Genomic DNA, 19,757 nt, shown 5'->3' on the forward strand with positions numbered 1-19,757 from the left:
CCGCGGTCAGCCCGCGTAGGGGTCCTGCACCTTTCCCGGGCGGGCGAGGAACGCGAAGTCGCAGCCGGTGTCGGCCTGGGTGATCTGTTCGGTGTAGAGCGCGCCGTAGCCCCGCTCGTAGCGGGCGGGCGGCGGTGTCCAGGCGGCCCGGCGCCGCTCCAACTCCTCGTCGTCCACGTGGAGATGGAGGGTGCGCGCCTCGACGTCGAGGGTGATCGGGTCACCGGTGCGGACCAGGGCGAGCGGTCCGCCGACGTACGACTCCGGCGCCACGTGCAGCACGCAGGCGCCGTAACTCGTGCCGCTCATCCGGGCGTCGGAGATCCGGACCATGTCCCGCACGCCCTGCCGCAGCAGCCGGTCGGGGATGGGGAGCATGCCGTACTCGGGCATGCCGGGGCCGCCCTTGGGGCCGGAGCCGCGCAGCACCAGCACGCTGTCGGCGGTGATGTCCAGCTCCGGGTCGTCGATGGTGCGCTGCATGGTGCGGTAGTCGTCGAAGACGACGGCGGGGCCGGTGTGCTTGAGCAGGTGCGGCTCGGCGGCGATGTGCTTGATGACCGCGCCGTCCGGGCAGAGGTTGCCGCGCAGGACGGCGACGCCGCCCTCGCTCGCGACCGGGTTGTCCCGGGGCCGGATGACGTCGTCGTGGTGCACCCGGGCCCCCGCGAGCTGTTCGCGCAGGGTGTCGTGGGAGACGGTCGGCCGGTCCAGGTGGAGCAGGTCCGGGATCCGGGAGAGGAAGCCGGGCAGTCCGCCGGCGAAGTGGAAGTCCTCCATGAGGTACGTCCGGCCGCCGGGGCGGACGTCGGCGAGGACCGGGACCGTGCGGGCGACGCGGTCGAAGTCGTCCAGGGTGAGCGTGACGCCCGCGCGGCCGGCCATGGCGATCAGATGGATCACGGCGTTGGTCGAGCCGCCGAGGCCGAGCACGGTGGTGACGGCGTCCTCGAAGGCGTCGCGGGTGAGGATGTCGGACAACTTGCGGTCCCGGTGGACCAGTTCCACGACGCGCAGGCCCGCCGCGGCCGCCATCCGGTCGTGCCCGGAGTCCACGGCCGGAATGCTGGAGGCGCCCGGGACCGTGACGCCGAGCGCCTCGGCGGCGGCGGTCAGCGTGGACGCCGTCCCCATCGTCATGCAGTGGCCCGGCGAGCGGGCGAGGCCGTTCTCCAGTTCGGCCATCTCGCAGTCGCCGATGAGACCGGCCCGCTTGTCGTCCCAGTACTTCCACATGTCGGTGCCGGAGCCGAGGACCTCGTTGCGCCAGTGACCCGGCAGCATGGGCCCGGCGGGCACGAAGACGGTGGGCAGGTCGACGCTGGCCGCGCCCATGAGCAGCGCCGGGGTGGTCTTGTCGCAGCCGCCCATCAGCACGGCCCCGTCGACCGGGTAGGAGCGCAGCAGTTCCTCGGTCTCCATGGCGAGGAGGTTGCGGTAGAGCATGGGGGTCGGCTTCTGGAAGGTCTCGCTGAGCGTGGAGACCGGGAACTCCAGCGGGAAACCGCCCGCCTGCCACACGCCCCGCTTGACCGCCTGCGCGCGCTCACGGAGGTGTACATGACAGGGATTGATGTCCGACCAGGTGTTGAGGATCGCGATGACCGGCTTGCCGAGGTGTTCCTCGGGGAGGTAGCCGAGCTGCCGGGTGCGGGCGCGATGGCTGAAGGAGCGCAGGCCCTCGGTGCCGTACCACTGATGGCTCCGCAGCTCCTCCGGGCGCCTGCGGGGCCGGCCGGGCTCTTCGGGGTGTTCGTCGAAGCGCTTCACAGGGACCACCCGGCGGCTATCGCGGCGACCTCGGCCCGCTCGTCCGCGGGCAGCCGGCGGCTCGGCGGGCGGACCTCGGGGCGGCACAGGCCGAGGGACGACAGGGCTTCCTTGACCACGGTGACATTGTCGGCAGAGCCGTTCGCGGCCCGCAGCTCCTCGAAGCGGCGGATCTGCTCCCAGACCTTCATGGCCGCGGGATAGTCTCCGGCTCGAAGCGCTTCGATCATGTTCAGCGAAACGGCGGGCGCGACGTTCACGAGCCCCGAGGTGAAGCCGGTGGCACCGGCCGAGAAGTAGGACGGGGCGTACGGCTCGGCGAGTCCCGCGACCCAGACGAAGCGCTCCGGCCCGGCGTCCCGCGCGAAGGCGGCGAAGCGGGCCGCGTCCGGCACGGCGTACTTCACACCGATGACATTGGGGCAGGCGTCGGCCAGTTCGGCGAGCCGTACACCCCGGAGCTGCGCGTTGCGGATGTAGGGGACGACCCCCAGCTCGGGGACCGCCTCCGCGATCGCCCGGTGGTAGTCGACCCAGCCGCTCTGCGAGACGTACGGGTGGACGGGCTGGTGGACCATCACCATCTGGGCGCCCAGCTCCCGGGCGTGCCGGGCGGACGCGACGGCGGTGGGGACGTCGTGGCCGACGCCCACGAGGATCGCCGCCCGGCCCCTCGCCTCGTCGACCGTCAGTTCCGTGACCAGGCGCCGCTCCTCGGGCGTGAGGGCGTAGAACTCGCCCGTGTTGCCGTTCGGGGTGAGCGTGGTGATCCCGCCGTCGAGCAGCCGGCGCAGCAGGGCCCGGTGGGCGGCCGTGTCGACGGTGCCGTCCTCGGCGAACGGGGTCACCGGGATCGCCACCACCTCGGCCAGGGCCGCACGCCGGGTCTCGAACGCCACGCCGCTCATCGCCGGCCTTCCTCGGTCGCGGCCTCGGGGAACGCCCGCTCGACGAACGACGCGATGTGGGCGTGCAGGGCCCGGCCCGCGCCGTCCGCGTCACCGGCCAGGGCGAGCCGGAGGATCTCCCGGTGCTCGCCGGCCTCACGCTCCCAGGACGGCGAGGCGGCCCAGGCGACGGCGGAGACCAGGGCGGCCTGGTCCCGCACCTCGTCGAGCATCCGGCCGAGCAGCGGGTTGCCGCAGGGCAGATACAGGGCGCGGTGGAACTCCCGGTTGGCCAGGGACCGTTCGGCGGTGTCGGTCGCCTCGTCGGCGCGGGTCAGCGCGTCCCGGGCCGCGTCCAGGGAGGCGCCCCGGACCACGGCCCGGCGCAGCGCCTCGGGTTCGAGGAGCAGCCGGACGTCGTAGACCTCGCGCGCCATGTCCGCGTCCACCATGCGCACCGTGACGCCCTTGTACTGGCTCATGACGACCAGTCCGGTGCCGGCCAGGGTCTTGAGCGCCTCGCGCACCGGGGTCTTGGACACCCCGAACTGCGCGGCCAGCTCGGTCTCGACCAGGGCCTGACCCGGCGTCAACCGACCGGTGAGGATGCGGCGTTTGATCTCCTCCAGCACGTACTGCGTGCGGGAGGGGATCGGCGTGGGCACAGAGGTCATGCGCGCCTCTCGGATCTCGCGTGTCGGATCACGTAGGGGATCTCACGTATGGGATCTCACGTATCGCGTCTCATATATGACGTACGAAGTACGACGCGGTCGAAGGTAGGAGCGCCTCTGTGTTTCGTCAATGCTTCTGACGGATCCGACGGATCGAACGGCGACGGGACGTCAGAACGGGATGGTCTCGCCCTCGCGTGCCGTGCGGGTCGGGCCGCCGAAGGCCGCCGCGGCGCGGGCGGTCGCCGTCTGCCGGGTCAGGGTGGGTCCGACATGGGTGATGTACAGCTCGCGCACCCCCGCCTTGCGGGCCGCGTCCCCCGCGTCCTCGGGGGTCAGATGCACCTGGGGCGACCCTTCGCTCCCGCGATGCCGGTCGATGTCGGCCTCGCAGAGGAACAGGTCGGCGCCGGAGGCGAGTTCGGTGAGCGCCTCGCACGGCCCGCTGTCCCCGGAGTACGCCAGGACGCTCCCCTGGCACTCGGCGCGCAGCGCGTACGCCTCGGTGTCGTGGGCCACCGCGCGGGAGGTGAGCCGGATGTTCCAGTGCCGGACGGTGTGGCCGTCGTACAGGGCGCGGAAGTCGAAGACACCGCTCAGGAAGCGGACGTCGGGGCGCCCGAAGAAGCCCGCGAGACGCCGGGCGCAGTCCAGCGGGGCGTACACCGGGACAGGGACGGGCGGGACCAGCCCGCCGTAGGCGAACGCGTAGGCGGCGGACAGCAGATCGGCGCTGTGGTCGGCGTGCAGGTGGGAGATCCAGATGGCGGTGAGCCGCTCGGGATCCGTGTGCCGCTGCAACTCCGCGAACGTTCCGGGCCCCGCGTCCACCCATATCTCGGCGCCCGCGCCGCGCAGCAGATAGCCGGAGCAGGGCCGGCCGGGCCCGGGGTGCGGGGAGGCGGTACCGAGGATCGTGAGGCTGAGGGGCATGGGGGCGAGCGTACGTTTCGCCCCGGTCGGACGCGCCCCGTTCGCCCCCGTCTACGCCCCCGCGCCCGGCTCGGCTACGGCGTCCAGCCCGGATCCCGCCCGCTCAGGCCGACCGCCCGGTCGAGCAGCGGGGCGTCCCCGGGCACGGCCACGACGGGGCCGAAGATGCCGACGCCGCGGTCGGAGTCGTCGGCGGCGGCGCGCAGGAAGGTGTACGACGCGTGCAGCGCGGCCGGGTCGGGGGTGTACGGCTGTCCGGTGGCCCGGGCCAGGTCCCAGCCGTGGATCACCAGTTCGTCGGCGACGACGGCACCGGCGACCTCGCCGGGCAGGTCGATGCCGCCGGCCCGGGTCTTGCCGGTCCAGGCGGCCGGGTCGCGCCAGGCGGCGGCGAGTTCGTCGAGGACCCGGGGCAGCTCCTCGCGCCAGCCGGGGCCGATGTCCGGCAGGGCGGCCTCGGGGCTGGTGTCGGTGGTGGCGCCCAGGTCCTTGCGGCCGGCGTCCCGGAAGGCGACGGCGAGCCCCGCCAGGTGGCCGAGCAGATTACGGACGGGGTAGCCGGGGCAGGGCGTACGGCCGGTGAGCCGCTCGTCCGGCACACCGGCCACGAGGCGGGCCACGACCAGGGCCTGCGGGCCGAGGTCGAGGGTGGCGGTCGCGGTGTCGGTCTCGGTGTGGGTCGTGGTGTCGGTCGTGGTGTCGGTCGTAGGGGTCATGAGGGGTGGACCGCCGGCGGGCGCGAAACTCATCGCCCGCCGCACGGTCCGCCCCGGTTCAGCGCGCGGCCAGCGCCTCCCGTACGGCGTCGAGGTCGTCGTCGGAGGCCAGTCCCGCGTGGTAGAGGCGGATCTCCGTGGCCCCCAGGCCCCGCGCGCGGGCCATGTCGACGCCGAGGGTCCCGGGGCTGCCGCCCATCCCCGACACCACGCCCAGGTTGGCGGCGAGGACCGCGCCCTCGCGGCCCTGGGCGGCGAAGGGGGCGAGCGGCCCGGGGCCGCCCGCGCAGGGCACCACGACCCCGTCCGCGACGGACAGGACGTGCGCCGGGTCGACGCCCGGGTTGGCGCCGACGTGGTGGGTGACGGGGTCGGCGTGCAGCAGCACCTGAAAGCCGTCCGGGGCGGCGGCCCGCACCGCGCGGACCGCCGCCTCCTGGAGCGTACGGGCGGTGCCGTCGCGCCACGCGCGTGTGGCGGCCGTCCGGGCGGGTCCGAGCAGCTTCTCGACCCCGGCCCAGCCCTCGTCCCGCGCGGTCCCCCGCCACAGCGGCTCCAGGGCGTCGCGGACGGCGGCGGCCAGCTCGTCGGGGTCGGCGCCGTGCTCGCCGTACCCGGTGCGGCAGGCCGGGCAGAAGCAGAGCGCCATCAGGTACGTCCCGGCCTCGCCCAGCGCGACCCCGCCGGTCTTGTCGTGGGCGTGCAGGTGCTGGAGGCCGTACCAGCCGAGGGACTCCAGTTCGGTGCCGTGCGCGCCGGGGCGTACGGCGGCCTCGGCGGCGAGGTCGACGAGGTACGCGCGCGTGGCGGGCTGGGCGATGCACGGGGCCCAGGGGTAGCGGTCGCCGTACGCGTTGACGACGGAGGTGTCCGGATGCTCGGCGCCCAGGCGGGAGTTGTGCGCGAGGACCACCCAGCTGTGGACCTCCAGACCGGCCCGGGCGAGGGCGGCGGCGGCCGTGCCGTAGGCGTCGCCCGGGGCCCAGTCGCCGGCCGGGTGGGGGCGCAGGGCGCGTCCCCGCCAGCGGTCGTCCGGCGGGTAGAGCACGGCGGCGTGCTCGGCGGTGACGACGCGGTGGCGGGGGTGGCGGGGGGTGAGGGCGCGGGTGGAGTGGTAGGCGGCGGCGAGTGTCACCTGTTCCACGCCGAGGGCGGCGATGCGGTCCGGGGCGGCGGGGTCGCCGTCGACGTCCCAGGGGTAGACGAACGCCGACGCCTTCACCGGGTCTCCTCCAGGAGTTCGTGTCCGCGCTCGATCAGCCGGGCGAGCCGTTTGACGTGGTCCTCGGCCGGTTCGTGCAGCGGCGGGCGTACCTCGCCGACGTCGAGGCCGCCCAGCCGGACGCCGGCCTTGACGAGGGCGACGGCGTATCCGCGGCCCTCGGCGCGCAGTTCGACGAAGGGCCGGTAGAACCCGTCGAGGAGGCGCCGGACGGTGCCGTCGTCCCCCTCGGCGAGCGCCCGGTGGAAGGCGAGGGCGATCCCGGGGGCGAAGCAGAACACGGCGGAGGAGTAGAGGGTGACGCCGAGGGCGCGGTAGGCGAGCTGGGTCTGTTCGGCGGTGGGCAGGCCGTTGAAGTAGAGGAAGTCGCCGGGTGCCTCGGTGCGCACGGCGCTGATGATCCGCTGCATCAGGTCGAGGTCGCCGAGGCCGTCCTTGAGGCCGGCGATCCCCTCGGTGCGGGCGAGTCCGACGGCCGTCTCCGGGGTGAGGACGGCGTTGTCGCGCTGGTAGACGATCACGGGGAGGGCGGTGGCGGCGGCCAGTTCCCGGTAGTGCCGCAGCAGTCCCTCCTGGGCGGGGACGACGAGGTAGGGCGGCATGGCGAGCAGTCCGTCCGCCCCGGCGGCCTCGGCGAGCCGCGCGTAGCGCACGGCGAGCGCGGTCCCGTACCCGGCGCCCGCGACGACCGGGACCCGGCCGGCGGTCTCGGCCACGGCGGCCCGTACGCACGCCTCGAACTCCTCGGGCGTCAGCGCGTGGAACTCCCCGGTGCCGCAGCAGGCGAAGACGGCCGCCGCGCCGGCCTCGACCCCGCGGCGGACGTGCGCGCGGTAGACGCCGAGGTCGAGGGAGCCGTCGGGTCCGAAGGCGGTGACGGGGAAGAACAGCGGCCCGCCGGGGTCGCGGAGGCGGGCGGCGAGGGGGGCTGGGGTCACGGCTCTCCCTAGGACGACGCGTGCGTTCTTCTGACCGATGTCCACATTTCTGAACACCCTCAGCCTACACTTGACGGGATCACGGAGGAATCCTTAGCTTGTCCACGCATGTGAATAGCGTCCATGGTTACGACTGCTCATGACTCTGGAGATCCGAGGATGCCCGCTCCCCGCACCGTCCTGCTCACCGGAGCCGCCGGCGGCGTCGGCACCCTGATGCGGGAGCTGCTCCCCGCGTACGGCTACGACCTGCGCCTGCTCGATCTGCACCCGGTCGAGGGCGCGCCGGACGCGATCACCGCGGACCTCGCCGACCCGCGGGCCGTCCGGGAGGCGGTCCGGGGCGTCGACGCGATCATCCACCTCGCGGGCATCTCCCTGGAAGCCCCGTTCGAGAAGATCCTCAAGGCCAACATCGAGGGCACGTACCACCTGTACGAGGCCGCGCGCGAGGAGGGCGTCCCCCGGATCGTCTTCGCCTCCTCCAACCACGCGGTCGGCTTCACCCCCCGCCCCGGCGCCGGGGACCCCCTGATCCCGGTCGGCACCCCGCACCGCCCGGACACCTTCTACGGCCTGTCCAAGGCGTTCGGCGAGGACCTCGCCCAGCTCTACTGGGACAAGCACGGCCTGGAGACGGTGTCGGTGCGCATCGGCTCCTGCTTCGCCGAGCCGACCAGCGTGCGGATGCTGTCGGTGTGGCTGAGCCCCGCCGACGGCGCCCGCCTCCTCCACGCGGCCCTCACCGCCGAGGACGTCGGCCACACCGTCTGCTACGGCTCCTCCGCCAACACGCGTCTGTGGTGGGACCTGTCGACCGCGCGGGCGCTCGGCTACGAGCCGCGGGACGACTCCGAGCCGTACGCCGGGAAACTGATCGCCGAACAGGGCGAGCTGGACCCGGACAACGCCGCGCACGCGTGCCTGGGCGGCCACTTCGTCAGCGACCCGCCGATCTGGCCGTACTGAGCCCGCGCGCCGCCGGATCCGCAACGGACCTGGTCATCGCCCCCGCACCCGCTGCGATACTGCCCCCAGGGGCCCCACCGGGCCCGCACGGGCGAGGGAGCGAGGTGCGGACATGACACCGAGGACGGCGGAGGAACGCCAGCGCGCGATCGTGCGCGCGGCCCGTGCCACCGGCGCGGTCGACGTCGCCGCGCTCGCCACCGAACTGGGCGTGGCCCGCGAGACCGTACGACGGGATCTGCGCGCCCTGGAGGACCACGGACTGGTCCGCCGTACGCACGGCGGCGCCTACCCGGTGGAGAGCGCCGGGTTCGAGACCACGCTCGCCTTCCGCGCCACCAGCCATGTGCCCGAGAAGCGCCGGATCGCCGCCGCGGCGGCCGGACTGCTCGGGGACGCCGAGACGGTCTTCGTGGACGAGGGCTTCACGCCCCAGCTCATCGCCGAGGCGCTGCCCGGGGACCGGGCGCTGACCGTGGTGACCGCCTCCCTGCCGGTGGCGGGCGCGCTCGCCGGGGCCGAGAACGTCTCCGTGCTGCTGCTCGGTGGCCGGGTCCGGTCGGGCACCCTGGCCACCGTCGACCACTGGACGACGAAGATGCTGGCCGGGTTCGTGGTCGACCTCGCCTATCTCGGCGCCAACGGCATCTCCCGCGAACACGGGCTGACCACCCCGGACCCGGCCGTCGGCGAGGTGAAGGCGCAGGCCGTGCGGGCCGCCCGGCGGGTCGTCTTCGCGGGCGTGCACACCAAGTTCGGCGCGGTCAGCTTCTGCCGGTTCGCCGAGATCGGCGCGCTGGAGACGATCGTGACCAGCACCCTGCTGCCCTCCGCCGAGGCCCACCGCTACTCGCTGCTGGGGCCGCAGGTCGTCCGCGTCTGACCCCCCTCCGGGGTGCCGCGGTGGGCCGGCCGTGGCGTGGCCGTGGACCGTCCGTAAGCCGTTCGGGGGTCCGCCCGTGGGTAAGGGAACGGCAAAGTGGTCTCGTTCGTTCACCCGGCATGACAGCTATGACCCCCGGCTCGAACATCCCTCTCCCCGTCACGCGCGTGACGGTGGACGTCTCCGCTCCCGTGCGGCTCGACGTTTCGGGCCTGCTGCTCACCGCCGACGGCAAGGTGCGCTCCGACGACGACTTCATCTTCTACAACCAGCCGACCGGCCCCGGCGTGGTCTACCGCTCCGGCGGCGGTACGGCACCGGACGCGATCACCGTCGACACGGCCGCCCTCCCCCCGGGCATCGAGAAGATCGTGGTCACCGCCAGCCCGGACGCCGCGGGTCAGTCCTTCCAGGGCATCGAACCGACGGCCACGATCCGCGGCGCCGACGACAACAGCGTCCTGGCCACCTTCACACCCCCGCGCCTCGGCGCCGAGACGGCCCTGGTGGTCGTGGAGATCTATCTGCGCAACGGCGCCTGGAAGGCCCGCGCGGTCGGCCAGGGGTATGCGAACGGCCTGGCCGGCATCGCGACCGACTTCGGTGTGTCGGTGGAGGAGCCCGCCGCGCCCGCCACTCCCGCCGCGGCACCGGCGCCGGCACCCGCCCCGGTCCGGGCCGCCGCCTCGACCGCCCCGCCGATGCCGCAGTCGCCGCCCCCGCCGGCACCGCCCGCCCCGGGCGCCGGCAAGATCAACCTCGACAAGGGCCGCGTCAGCCTCCAGAAGAACCAGACCGTGTCCCTGATGAAGGGCGGCCGCCCGCTGCTCTCCCAGGTCAAGATGGGCCTCGGCTGGGAGCCCGCCTACCGCGGCAAGGACATCGACCTGGACGCGTCGGTCATCGCGTACGGCCCCCAGCGCAACCACATCGACAGTTGCTACTTCGGCAAGCTGTCCATCGTGGGCGGCGCCATCAAGCACTCCGGGGACAACCTCACCGGAGAGGGCGGCGGGGACGACGAGGTGATCGTGGTGGACCTCGGCCGGCTCCCCCAGGAGGTCTCCGGGCTGGTCTTCACCGTGAACTCCTTCTCCGGCCAGAAGTTCACCGAGGTCGCCAAGGCGTACTGCCGGCTCGTCGACGCCACCACCGGCGAGGAGCTGGTCCGCTTCGACCTCACCGGCGCCGAACCGCAGACCGGCGTGATGATGGCCAAGCTCATCCGCCAGTACTCGGGCGAGTGGGAGATGACCGCGATGGGCGACTTCGTGAAGGCCCGGACCGTCCGCAACATGGTGAAGCCGGCGGCCCAGGCGCTCTGACCGCACGGCGGCACGCCGCGTCCTCGCCTCACGGCGTCACGGTGTCACGGCGTCACGGCCTCGCGGCCCGGAGCATCCCGGCTCCGTGGCCGCGGGCCGCCGTCACGCCCGCAGTCCCTCCATCAGCAGCCCCACGTACCGCCGGATCACCCGCGCGTCCCCCCGGCCCAGTTCGGACGCGGTGGCCATGCCGTGCGCCAGCCGCAGCACGTCCACGGCGTCGACGTCGTCCCGCAGCGCACCGGCGCGCTGCGCCGCCGTCACCAGCCGGGAGGCGGCGCCCTTCATCCGCGTCCCGCACGTCGTCGCCGGCACCCCGCTGCCGTCCGTCACGGCGGAGCCCAGCAGCGCCTTCATGCCCCGCACCTCGATCGTGCCGACGCACAGCTCGTCGAGCCACGCCACCAGCGCCTCCCCCGGCGGCAGTTGGGCCCCGAGCACATCGGCCCGCGCGGCCAGCGCCTCGATCCGGTCGACGTAGGCCGCCTCCAGCAGCGCCCGCCGCGTCGGGAAGTGCCGGTACAGGGTGCCGGAACCGACCCCCGCCCGTTTGGCGATGTCGTCGAGCGAGGCGTTCTCCCCGTGCGCGGCGAACGCCTCCGCCGCGGCCGTCAGCAGCCGCTCGTAATTACGGCGGGCGTCCGCGCGCATGGGCCTGAGCTGCGTCATCCGGACACTCCTTGCCGACGAACGGACCGGGGACGCTCGTCCCTGCGGGCTGTGCTGCCCGCATGGTCCACCAGTCGACCCCGTGGACGCCAGACACCGGCGGGGATCACGGCCTCCGGATGCGGACCCCGGGTCAGATCACCGCGCTGTAGGCGTTGAGCGCCGGCTGGCCGCCGAGATGGGCGTAGAGCACCGTGGACGCGGTGTCGATCTCGCCGCGCGCCACCAGATCGACCAGCCCGGCCATCGACTTCCCCTCGTAGACCGGGTCGGTGACCATGCCCTCGGTCCGGGCGGCGAGCCGCATCGCCTCCAGGGTGGCCTCGTCCGGGACGCCGTAGATCCCGGCGTGGTACCGCTCGTCCAACTCGATGTCGTCGACGGTGAGTTCGCTCTCGACGCCGATGAGCCGGCCGGTGCGGTGGGCGATACGGGCGATCTGCTCACGCGTCTCGGCGGGCTTGGCGGAGGCGTCGATGCCGATCACCCGCCGGGGCCGGCCGCCCGCCTCCTCCAGGGCCGCGAACCCGGCGACCATGCCGGCCTGCGTCGAGCCGGTCACCGAGCAGACGACGACCGTGTCGAAGAAGACGCCCAGCTCCCGTTCCTGCTCGGCGACCTCGTACGCCCAGCCGGCGAACCCGAGCCCGCCCAGCGGATGGTCGGAGGCCCCGGCCGGGACGGGGTACGGACGGCCGCCGGACTCCTCGACCTCGCGCAGCGCCCGCTCCCAGCTCTCCTTGAACCCGATCCCGAACCCGGCCCGCACCAGCCGTACGTCGGCCCCGGCGAGCCGGCTGATCAGGATGTTGCCGACCTTGTCGTACACGGAGTCCGGCCACTCCACCCAACTCTCCTGCACCAGCACGCACTTCAGCCCGGCGCGGGCGGCGACGGCGGCGACCTGGCGGGTGTGGTTGGACTGGACGCCGCCGATCGAGACGAGCGTGTCGCAGCCCTGGGCGAGCGCGTCGGCGACCAGGTACTCCAGCTTGCGGGTCTTGTTGCCGCCGTACGCGATCCCCGAGTTGCAGTCCTCCCGCTTGGCCCAGAGGGCGGCGCCGCCGAGGTGCGCGGTGAGCCGTTCCAGCGGATGGACCGGGGAGGGGCCGAAGAGCAGGGGGTAACGCTCGTACGAGGAGAGGGACTTCGGGGCCATGGCGCTGCCTCCTGGATCAGTCGGTGTCGGCCGCGTCGGTCTCGTCGGCCAGGTCCGCCAGCGTGTGCCAGATCTCCGCGGTGATCCGGACCGCCTCGTCGCCGTCGCCGTCGGCGCACGCGTCGATCAGCCGGCCGTGCAGTCCGGCCGAACGGCAGGTGCCGCCCTCGCCGAAGCGCCGTCGCTCCAGGCGCCGGATCAGCGGGGTGTAGCGGGCGATGGTGGCGGCCGCCGCGCGGTTGGCGGCGGCCCGGACGAGCACGTCGTGCAGGGCGTCGTCGGCGTCGAGGGCCGCGTCCACGTCCCCGGCGGCGACCGCGGCGGCGAACCGCTCGTTGGCCGTGCGCATCGCCTCGACGTCCCCTGGGGACAGCCGGGGCACGGCGACGCGGGTGACCAGTTCGTGCAGGGCGCCGACCACGGCCGCCGCGTCCCGTACGTCGGAGGCGACGACCGGGGTCACCCGGGTGTGACTCTGCGGCTTGGTCTCCAGCAGCCCCTCGTCCACGAGCCGGGCGAACGCCTCCCGCACCGGCGCCCGGGACAGCCCGAGCCGCTCGGCGAGATCGGCGTCCCGCACCACGGCACCGGGCTCGATGGCCCCGGTGACGATGGCGTCCCGGATCGCGGCGTGGGCGCGGTCCCTGAGCAGGGTGCGGGGCACGGCTTCCATGAACTGAAATGTTAGATGTCAGTGCGGCCGGCCACAAGGGACCGGCCGGTCGCCGTCAGGCCGCGCCCGGCCAGCGGGTGTCGTCGGAAAGTGGACATGACGGTGCGAAGAGCGAAAAGAGAAGCGCCATTTTGAATTCCCCCGAATTCACTGTCACTGCCGAAAGGAGCGGCACAGCGAAAGGAGGGGAATATGCCCGCGCACCGGGCCCCCGCCGTTTTGCTGCGCCTCCCGAGATCTCAACTCTAGAAGGCGCGGCAGTGGGCGGCGAGTGAATTAATCGGGGGTGATCAGCGACGATCGGTGGTGATCAGCGGCGCTTCTGGCGCTTCCAGGGGCCGGTGATCGCCACCATGATGCCCGGCTCCTGGATGTTGGCGTAGAGGGTGCGGCCGTCCTGCGAGAAGGTGACGCCGGTGAACTCGCTGAATTCCGGCTCCTCCGCGGTGCCGATGTTCAGGTCGTTGCGGGCGATGGGATAGGTGCGGCCGCTGTCGGTGGCGCCGAACAGATGCTGGACGCCCTCGCCGTCCTCGGCGATGACGAGTCCGCCGTAGGGCGAGACGGTGATGTTGTCGGGGCCGTCGTAGGCGCCGTCGGCGGACGGGTCGGGGTTGACGCCGAGCAGCACCTTGAGGGTGAGGGTCCGGCGGCGGGGGTCGTAGAACCAGACCTGGCCGTCGTGCCGCCCCGGGCTTTCCTCGCGAGCGTAGGAGGAGACGACATAGGCGCCGCCGTCGCCCCACCACATGCCCTCCAGCTTGCGGGCGCGGGTGATCTCGCCGGCCGCGAACTGGGCCCGGACCGGGGTGGTGCGGGCGTCGCGGTCGGGTACGTCGATCCAGTCCACGCCGTAGACCGTGCCGGTCCTGGTGGCGCGGGAGAGGTCGTCGACGAACCGGCCGCCGGAGTCGAAGCAGCGGGGCGCCTGGAGGAGTCCGGCGTCGTCGGCGAGGGTGCGGAACGTCCCGTGGCCGTGCCGGAATCCCTTGGGCGGGGTCCAGCGGAAGAGCAGGCCGTTGGGGGACGCGGCGTCCTCGGTGAGGTAGGCGTGGCCGCGCTGCGGGTCGATGACGACGGCCTCGTGGTCGTAACGCCCGAAGAACTTCAGGGGTTTGGGGTTCCGGTTGGCGCGCCGGTCGGCCGGGTCGACCTCGAAGACGTAACCGTGGTCCCTGGTCATGCCGTTGACGCCGGCCCGGTCGGAGTTCTCCTCGCAGGTGAGCCAGGTGCCCCAAGGGGTGCGGCCGCCCGCGCAGTTGGTGGAGGTGCCCGCGATGCCGACCCACTCGGCGACCCGGCCGTCGGGGCGCACCTCGACGACGGTGCAGCCGCCGGCCGCGGCGGGGTCGTAGACCAGGCCCTCGGTGAGCGGCACGGGGTGGGCCCAGTTGGCGCGCGGGCCCTTCAGCTCGTGGTTGTTGACGAGGAGGGTGGTGCCGCGGGGGCCGTCGAAGGTGGCCGTGCCGTCGTGGTTGGAGGGGGTGAACTCGCCCGTCTCCAGGCGGGTCTTCCCGCTGTGGGTGATGATCCGGTAGCGGAAGCCGGCGGGCAGCGCGAGGATGCCCCGGGGGTCGGGGAGCAGCGGTCCGTATCCGACGCCGCCGTGCCCGGCCGCCGCGGCGCCGCCGGTGTCCGTGCCGGTCTCCGTGTCCGTGGACGCGAGGGCGTGCGGCGCGCTGGCGAGGTCTCCCACGCTGCCCGTCAGCGCGACGCCCGCGCCGGTGAGCGCGGTGCGGGTGGCGAAGTCCCTGCGGGTGAGCGACATGGTGTCTCCTGAGACGGTGGGTGTGCCGTGGAGGGTGACGTGCTCCGGTCCGGCGACACCGTCCCGCCCATGCCTGAACGGGAGTTGAACGGGCGGCGGCCCACGGGGGCCCGGTTCCGTGAACCCGCGTTCCATGGATCCCTACGCCGCCCCACTCACCCGCGAGCGCTCACCCGCCCTGCTGCGAGCGCGCCTTGAAGGCCGCCTTGCGGGCCTCCTTGGCGACCTTCTTGTCCGGGTGCAGCCGACCCATCGCCTCCAGGACCTCCGGGGTCGCCGGGTGGTCGACGCGCCAGGCCGCCGCGAAGAAGCCGCCGTGCTGCCGGGCCAGCCCCTCCACGAGCGCCTGCAGTTCCTCGGAGTTGCCCTCGGCGGTGAGCTGCGCGGCGAGGGTGTCGATGGTGAGCCAGAAGACGAGGTCCTCGGAGGGGGCGGGGACGTCCGGGGCGCCCAGCTCGGTCAGCCAGACCCGGGCGAGTCCGCCGAGTTCGGGGTCGTCGAGGACCTCGCGCACGGCGGGTTCGGCGGCGGCGCCGACCAGGGAGAGCGCCTCCTGGCAGCGCAGCCGGCGCAGCGGCGCCCCGGGGTCCGAGCCGCGGGCGGCGGCGAGCAACTCGCGGGCGGCGTCGAGGGGTTCGCGGCGGTCGAGCCACTGCTCGGTCTCGGCGCGGGCGGCGCGCGGGCCGTAGCCGGCGCTGCCGTCGAGGAGGACGTCGGCGCCCTTGTCGGAGAGTTCACCGACGGCGGGGGCCTGGAAGCCGGCCTCCAGCAGCCGGGCGCGCAGCCCGTAGAGGCCGAGCGGGGTGAGGCGGACCATGCCGTAGCGGGAGACGTCGGTCTCGTCCACCGCGTCGGCCGGGGCGGCGGGCTCCTCGTCGGGGTCGGCCATCAGCGCCTCGTCGACCGGCTGGTAGACGACGAGCCCGATCGGCTCCAGCAGCCGGAACTGGTCGTCCAGCCGCATCATCGCGTCGGAGACCTGCTCCAGCATGTCGTTGCTGGGCTCACCCATGTCACCGGGGACGATCATGGAGGCGGCGAGCGCGGGCAGCGGGACGGGGCCGTCGCCGGGGCCGTCCTCGCTGACGGCGAGCAGATAGAGGTTGCCGAGGACGCCGTCGAGGAACTCGGCCTCGCCCTCGGGGTCCCAGTCCAGCCGGGAGAAGTCGACCTGGCCGCCCTCGTCCATGGCGTCCATCAGTTCGTCCAGGTCGGGCACGGCCGCGTCGGCGACGACCGTCTCCAGGGCGGCGAGCCAGACCGCGAGGACGTCGTGCGGGGTGCCGCCGGTGAGCAGGGCGAGGTCCTCGGCGGCGGCGACGGTGCCGGTCTCCTCGTCGGTGATCTCGACCAGCCCGGCGTCCACGGCGATCCGCCATGCCTCGCTCGCGTAGGCGGCCGCGTCGTCGCCGGTGAGCCCGAGTGTCTCGGCGGCGGCGGGCAGTTGCTCCTCGACCAGTCCGCCGCCGGCGTCGACCCGGGTGCCGGGTCCGGCCCAGCGGGCCAGCCGTGCGGCGCGGGAGAGCAACGGTGTGGACAGCGCGTCGCGCGCCAGCTCCGCTTCGGGGTGCAGCCGTACGGGCGGCAGGGGGGAGCTGTCTGACATCGGCGGGTTCTCCTAGGGCGCGTCGTGCCCGTGTCCCACTGGGGCACTGGGCCACTCAGCCTAGACGGATATCCACCCATGCCGCCCGGTTCATGTACCGGTCAGGAGTCGTACATGGCCGAAACCTTGACAACTGGCCTGAGCAGGCAGGAGATTGACGCGCGTAGAAACTCGATGGACATCTGTTCACTGTAATTTGGCCACCGACTCTTCTACGCGCGTCGCCCTCGCCACAGGTCGCGGCCGCCCGTTCCACGTATCAGCCTCGTCCCGGCACCCATGCATGTCCCCGGAGGGATCCCGTTGCCGAGCAAGAAGTCCGCGCGCCTCGCCGCGCTCACCGTCGCCGCCGTGTGTTCCGCGGCGTCCACCGTCGTCCTGACCGCGCCCGCGCACGCGGCCGCGGTGGCCGTCCACGACATCCAGGGCACGACCCGGACGTCCCCGTACGCCGGCCAGGCGGTCACCGATGTGGCCGGAATCGTCACCGGCGTACGCACCTACGGCTCCTCCCGGGGTTTCTGGATACAGGACCCGAACCCGGACGCCGACCCGGCCACCAGTGAGGGCGTCTTCGTCTTCACCAGCTCCGCGCCGAAGGTCGCGGTCGGTGACGCGGTCACCGTCTCCGGCACGGTCACCGAGTTCGTCCCGGGCGGCGCCGCCTCCGGCAACCAGTCGGTCACCGAGATCACCAAGCCGACCGTGACCGTGGTCTCCAGTGGCAACGCGGTCCCCGCGCCGGCCGTCGTGAACGCCCGCTCGGTGCCGGACGCGTACGCCCCGGCCGGCGACCCGGCCGCGAACAACTCGGTCAACGCGCTCACGCTGCGCCCGAAGAAGTACGCCCTGGACTTCTACGAGTCCCTGGAGGGCATGAACGTCCAGGTCGCCGACGCCCGGGTGGTGACCGCCACCGACGCGTACGCCGAGCTGTGGGTCACGGTGAAGCCGCAGGAGAACCCGAGCCGCCGCGGTGGCACGGTGTACGGCTCCTACACCTCGCAGAACACCGGCCGGCTCCAGATACAGTCGCTCGGCGCGGCCGCCGACTTCCCGGCCGCGAACGTCGGTGACGTGCTGCGCGGCACCACGGCCGGCCCGCTGGACTACACCCAGTTCGGCGGCTACACCCTGGTCGCCGACCGGCTCGGCACGCTGAAGAGCGGCGGTCTGAAGCGCGAGTCGACCGAGCGGCAGAAGAAGGGCGAGCTGGCGGTCGCGACGTACAACGTCGAGAACCTCGACCCGTCCGACGCCACGTTCGAGGAGCACGCCGCCGCGATCGTGGACCATCTCAAGTCGCCCGACATCGTGTCCCTGGAGGAGATCCAGGACAACAACGGCGCGACGAACGACGGGACGACGGCCGCCGACGCCACGGTCACCAAGCTGATCGACGCGATCGTCGCGGCGGGCGGCCCCCGTTACGACTGGCGCTCGATCGACCCGGCCGACAACACCGACGGCGGTGAGCCGGGCGGCAACATCCGCCAGGTGTTCCTCTTCAACCCGGAGCGGGTCTCCTTCACCGACCGGGCCGGCGGCGACGCGACCACGGCCGCCGGGGTGACCAAGGCGCGCGGCAAGGCCGCCCTGACCGTCTCCCCCGGCCGGATCGACCCGGCGAACGCGGCCTGGAACGCCAGCCGCAAGCCGCTGGTCGGCGAGTTCGTCTTCCGCGGCCGCACGGTCTTCGTGATCGCGAACCACTTCAACTCCAAGGGCGGCGACCAGGCGCTGCACGCGCAGTACCAGCCGGTGGTGCGCAGCTCGGAGGTCCAGCGCCACCAGCAGGCGACGCTGGTGAACGCGTTCGTCAAGGACATCCTCCACGTGCAGAAGAACGCGGCCGTGGTCGCCCTCGGCGACATCAACGACTTCGAGTTCTCCGGCACGGCGAAGGCCCTGGAGGGCGACGGCGAGCTGTGGTCGGCGATCAAGTCGCTGCCCAGGAGCGAGCGGTACAGCTACGACTACCAGGGCAACCAGCAGGTCCTGGACCAGATCCTGGTGAGCCCGTCGATCCGGCGGTCGTGCGGCTTCGAGTACGACAGCGTGCACATCAACTCGGAGTTCCACGACCAGATCAGCGACCACGACCCGCAGGTGCTGCGCTTCGAGCCGTAGAGCCGTGAAGCCGTAACGCCGTACAGCCGTAACGGCAGCCGCCGTCAGGGCTGCGTCAGGGCTGGTCGAACACGCCGTTCAGCCAGTCCTGCCAGGCGGCCCCGGTCTCCTTGGCGTCGGCGTCCGGCGCGAAGTCGTGGACGCTGATGCCGACCGGGGCGCCCCACACCCCGCGCCCGAAGATCCGGACGAGGGCGGTGTCGGTGCGCAGCCCGATGAAGTACGGGTCGCGGTAGTCGAGTTCGGCGTCGAACTCCCGCGGTCCGCGCGCGGTCACCCGGGCGCCCTGGGCGTCGCCGTCCGTGAGCCCGAGCGCCGCGCCGACGGCGGCGAGTCCCTCGCGCGTGGCGGACGCCTCGGGGCCGTCCGCCGAGGAGAAGGTCACCGGGCGGGGCGCGAAGTGCGTCAAGTACGCGCGCAGGGTGTGCAGATAGAAGTCGGTGTGCTTGGCGGCGCCGTCGTACTGGTTGTCCCAGTCGTCGGTGAAGATCCCGCTGTGCACGTACCGCACCCAGGCGCGGCGGCCGCCGTCGCGGGCCTCGATGACGTGCTCCACCTGGTTCACGCTCTGCACGGAGAAGCCGACGTCCTCACTGCGGACGGTGAGGTGGTGCGGCGGGTCCCAGGCGGTGACGGTGGACCCGAAGGCGGCGGCACCGCCCACCCGGGGCTCCGGCGGGTCCATCGGCCACAGATAGGCGCCAGTGGCCCGGGTGACCGCCTCCCACACCTCCTCCGGAGAGGCGTCGACCTCGAACTCGCGGGCGATCTCGAACTCTTTGGACATGGTCTACTCCAACTCGGTCTTCTTGAGCGTGGGATGGACGGCGACGACAATCCGGTGATCGCGGCCGCCCTCGGCGTCGGGCGCGTCGTACTTGCGCACGAGCGCGCTGACACCGGCCGTCAACTCCTGTATGAACGCGGCGCGTTCGGCGGCCGAGGCGAAGCGGACCTCGCCGTCCAGCGCAAAGGTGGCGAGCCGCTTGCGGGCCTTGGTGGCGCCGGTGATCAGCGAGCCGACGTCCCGGACCAGCCGGGCGCCGAGCGCCAGCAGCCAGCGGGCGGAGAGCTGGTCACGGAAGCGGTCCGGGTCCGGCTGCACCTCGGCGAGGGCGAGCGGCGAGATGACGTACGACGCGGCGGTCGCCCGCATCAGCCGCTCGGTGACATTGCCCTTGCGGCGCTCACCGGCCAGTTCGACCAGGCCGTGCCGCTCCAGCGTCTTCAGGTGGTAGTTCACCTTCTGCCGCGGCAGCCCGACCTTCCCGGCCAGCATGGCGGCCGACGCTGGCCCGGCGGCCAGCTCGGCGAGCAGCCGCGCCCTGATGGGATCCAGGGAGACGGCGGCGGCCTCGGGGTCCTCGATGACGGTCACGTCCAGCATGGATCCACCGTCTCACCGAAAACTTTTTTTGTCCAGGAGGCTGAAGTG

At 73.0% G+C, this 19,757-nt stretch carries 18 protein-coding genes; 4 read left to right on the forward strand and 14 right to left on the reverse strand.

The window, feature by feature from the left end; genetic code table 11:
• Positions 1–6: 6 nt before the first annotated feature.
• The 7 genes from araD to AFM16_RS09865 all read right to left on the reverse strand — a co-directional run bounded on the left by araD (position 7) and on the right by AFM16_RS09865 (position 7,140).
• Positions 7–1,770 (reverse strand): L-arabinonate dehydratase, encoded by a 1,764-nt coding sequence (gene araD, locus AFM16_RS09835; protein ID WP_078633063.1) that lies wholly within the window; start codon positions 1,768–1,770, stop codon positions 7–9.
• On the reverse strand, positions 1,767–2,678 hold the full coding sequence (locus AFM16_RS09840) for a dihydrodipicolinate synthase family protein (protein WP_078633064.1): 912 nt from the start codon (positions 2,676–2,678) through the stop codon (positions 1,767–1,769). The genes araD and AFM16_RS09840 overlap by 4 nt, the downstream gene beginning before the upstream one ends.
• On the reverse strand, positions 2,675–3,331 hold the full coding sequence (locus AFM16_RS09845) for a GntR family transcriptional regulator (protein ID WP_030791154.1): 657 nt from the start codon (positions 3,329–3,331) through the stop codon (positions 2,675–2,677). The genes AFM16_RS09840 and AFM16_RS09845 overlap by 4 nt, the downstream gene beginning before the upstream one ends.
• 171 nt (positions 3,332–3,502) lie before the next feature.
• Positions 3,503–4,264 (reverse strand): MBL fold metallo-hydrolase, encoded by a 762-nt coding sequence (locus AFM16_RS09850; protein ID WP_030791157.1) that lies wholly within the window; start codon positions 4,262–4,264, stop codon positions 3,503–3,505.
• Positions 4,265–4,338: 74 nt separating this feature from the next.
• Positions 4,339–4,980 carry a TIGR03086 family metal-binding protein gene (locus tag AFM16_RS09855; protein ID WP_078633065.1) on the reverse strand — a complete coding sequence of 214 codons (642 nt, stop codon included), beginning with the start codon at positions 4,978–4,980 and terminating at the stop codon, positions 4,339–4,341.
• 58 nt (positions 4,981–5,038) lie between these two features.
• Complete coding sequence (locus AFM16_RS09860; protein ID WP_078633066.1) at positions 5,039–6,202, reverse strand: hypothetical protein; 1,164 nt, start codon at positions 6,200–6,202, stop codon at positions 5,039–5,041.
• Positions 6,199–7,140: a 5-dehydro-4-deoxyglucarate dehydratase gene (locus AFM16_RS09865; RefSeq protein WP_078633067.1), complete on the reverse strand. Its 942-nt coding sequence runs from the start codon at positions 7,138–7,140 to the stop codon at positions 6,199–6,201. Before AFM16_RS09865 ends, AFM16_RS09860 begins: the two co-directional genes overlap by 4 nt.
• Before the next feature lie 159 nt (positions 7,141–7,299).
• Between AFM16_RS09865 and AFM16_RS09870 the strand changes: the two genes are divergently transcribed.
• The 3 genes from AFM16_RS09870 to AFM16_RS09880 all read left to right on the forward strand — a co-directional run bounded on the left by AFM16_RS09870 (position 7,300) and on the right by AFM16_RS09880 (position 10,317).
• A complete protein-coding gene (locus tag AFM16_RS09870; RefSeq protein ID WP_078633068.1) occupies positions 7,300–8,109 on the forward strand; it encodes an NAD-dependent epimerase/dehydratase family protein in 810 nt (269 codons plus the stop codon).
• Between the two features lie 112 nt (positions 8,110–8,221).
• Positions 8,222–8,992, forward strand: coding sequence for a DeoR/GlpR family DNA-binding transcription regulator (locus AFM16_RS09875; RefSeq protein WP_030791182.1), 771 nt, complete (start codon positions 8,222–8,224; stop codon positions 8,990–8,992).
• A gap of 128 nt (positions 8,993–9,120) precedes the next feature.
• Positions 9,121–10,317: a TerD family protein gene (locus AFM16_RS09880; RefSeq protein ID WP_107419055.1), complete on the forward strand. Its 1,197-nt coding sequence runs from the start codon at positions 9,121–9,123 to the stop codon at positions 10,315–10,317.
• Positions 10,318–10,419: 102 nt separating this feature from the next.
• Here AFM16_RS09880 and AFM16_RS09885 read toward each other — a convergent pair whose 3' ends face one another.
• From AFM16_RS09885 to AFM16_RS09905, 5 genes are all read right to left on the reverse strand, one after another.
• Positions 10,420–10,986 carry a TetR/AcrR family transcriptional regulator gene (locus tag AFM16_RS09885; protein ID WP_030791187.1) on the reverse strand — a complete coding sequence of 189 codons (567 nt, stop codon included), beginning with the start codon at positions 10,984–10,986 and terminating at the stop codon, positions 10,420–10,422.
• 133 nt (positions 10,987–11,119) lie between these two features.
• Positions 11,120–12,145, reverse strand: a complete 1,026-nt coding sequence (locus tag AFM16_RS09890; RefSeq protein ID WP_078633070.1) for a 1-aminocyclopropane-1-carboxylate deaminase — start codon at positions 12,143–12,145, stop codon at positions 11,120–11,122.
• A 16-nt stretch (positions 12,146–12,161) separates the two neighbouring features.
• Complete coding sequence (locus tag AFM16_RS09895) at positions 12,162–12,818, reverse strand: GntR family transcriptional regulator (protein ID WP_078633071.1); 657 nt, start codon at positions 12,816–12,818, stop codon at positions 12,162–12,164.
• A gap of 310 nt (positions 12,819–13,128) precedes the next feature.
• Positions 13,129–14,586: an alkaline phosphatase PhoX gene (locus AFM16_RS09900; protein ID WP_078633072.1), complete on the reverse strand. Its 1,458-nt coding sequence runs from the start codon at positions 14,584–14,586 to the stop codon at positions 13,129–13,131.
• Between the two features lie 169 nt (positions 14,587–14,755).
• Positions 14,756–16,192 carry a hypothetical protein gene (locus AFM16_RS09905; protein ID WP_078633073.1) on the reverse strand — a complete coding sequence of 479 codons (1,437 nt, stop codon included), beginning with the start codon at positions 16,190–16,192 and terminating at the stop codon, positions 14,756–14,758.
• A 303-nt stretch (positions 16,193–16,495) separates the two neighbouring features.
• Here AFM16_RS09905 and AFM16_RS09910 point away from each other — a divergent pair, with 303 nt between their 5' ends.
• The gene (locus AFM16_RS09910) at positions 16,496–18,322 is read left to right on the forward strand and encodes a DUF8508 domain-containing protein (RefSeq protein ID WP_078633074.1); all 1,827 of its coding nucleotides are present in this window, start codon (positions 16,496–16,498) and stop codon (positions 18,320–18,322) included.
• Positions 18,323–18,377: 55 nt separating this feature from the next.
• Here AFM16_RS09910 and AFM16_RS09915 read toward each other — a convergent pair whose 3' ends face one another.
• Complete coding sequence (locus tag AFM16_RS09915) at positions 18,378–19,109, reverse strand: SRPBCC family protein (protein ID WP_078633075.1); 732 nt, start codon at positions 19,107–19,109, stop codon at positions 18,378–18,380.
• Between the two features lie 3 nt (positions 19,110–19,112).
• The gene (locus AFM16_RS09920) at positions 19,113–19,709 is read right to left on the reverse strand and encodes an ArsR/SmtB family transcription factor (RefSeq protein ID WP_030791207.1); all 597 of its coding nucleotides are present in this window, start codon (positions 19,707–19,709) and stop codon (positions 19,113–19,115) included.
• Between the last annotated feature and the right edge of the window lie 48 nt (positions 19,710–19,757).

Origin of the sequence: Streptomyces antibioticus, from assembly GCF_002019855.1 — a bacterium.
In the GTDB taxonomy this organism is placed as follows: Bacteria; Actinomycetota; Actinomycetes; order Streptomycetales; family Streptomycetaceae; genus Streptomyces; species Streptomyces antibioticus_B.

What these genes read in the sequence shown, in the direction of transcription:
- AFM16_RS09840 (WP_078633064.1), bottom strand. Translation starts at nt 2,678, where the DNA reads ATGAGCGGCGTGGCGTTCGAGACCCGGCGTGCGGCCCTGGCCGAGGTG.
- AFM16_RS09845 (WP_030791154.1), bottom strand. Translation starts at nt 3,331, where the DNA reads ATGACCTCTGTGCCCACGCCGATCCCCTCCCGCACGCAGTACGTGCTG.
- AFM16_RS09850 (WP_030791157.1), bottom strand. Translation starts at nt 4,264, where the DNA reads ATGCCCCTCAGCCTCACGATCCTCGGTACCGCCTCCCCGCACCCCGGG.
- AFM16_RS09855 (WP_078633065.1), bottom strand. Translation starts at nt 4,980, where the DNA reads ATGACCCCTACGACCGACACCACGACCGACACCACGACCCACACCGAG.
- AFM16_RS09870 (WP_078633068.1), top strand. Translation starts at nt 7,300, where the DNA reads ATGCCCGCTCCCCGCACCGTCCTGCTCACCGGAGCCGCCGGCGGCGTC.
- AFM16_RS09875 (WP_030791182.1), top strand. Translation starts at nt 8,222, where the DNA reads ATGACACCGAGGACGGCGGAGGAACGCCAGCGCGCGATCGTGCGCGCG.
- AFM16_RS09880 (WP_107419055.1), top strand. Translation starts at nt 9,121, where the DNA reads ATGACCCCCGGCTCGAACATCCCTCTCCCCGTCACGCGCGTGACGGTG.
- AFM16_RS09885 (WP_030791187.1), bottom strand. Translation starts at nt 10,986, where the DNA reads ATGACGCAGCTCAGGCCCATGCGCGCGGACGCCCGCCGTAATTACGAG.
- AFM16_RS09890 (WP_078633070.1), bottom strand. Translation starts at nt 12,145, where the DNA reads ATGGCCCCGAAGTCCCTCTCCTCGTACGAGCGTTACCCCCTGCTCTTC.
- AFM16_RS09895 (WP_078633071.1), bottom strand. Translation starts at nt 12,818, where the DNA reads ATGGAAGCCGTGCCCCGCACCCTGCTCAGGGACCGCGCCCACGCCGCG.
- AFM16_RS09900 (WP_078633072.1), bottom strand. Translation starts at nt 14,586, where the DNA reads ATGTCGCTCACCCGCAGGGACTTCGCCACCCGCACCGCGCTCACCGGC.
- AFM16_RS09905 (WP_078633073.1), bottom strand. Translation starts at nt 16,192, where the DNA reads ATGTCAGACAGCTCCCCCCTGCCGCCCGTACGGCTGCACCCCGAAGCG.
- AFM16_RS09915 (WP_078633075.1), bottom strand. Translation starts at nt 19,109, where the DNA reads ATGTCCAAAGAGTTCGAGATCGCCCGCGAGTTCGAGGTCGACGCCTCT.
- AFM16_RS09920 (WP_030791207.1), bottom strand. Translation starts at nt 19,709, where the DNA reads ATGCTGGACGTGACCGTCATCGAGGACCCCGAGGCCGCCGCCGTCTCC.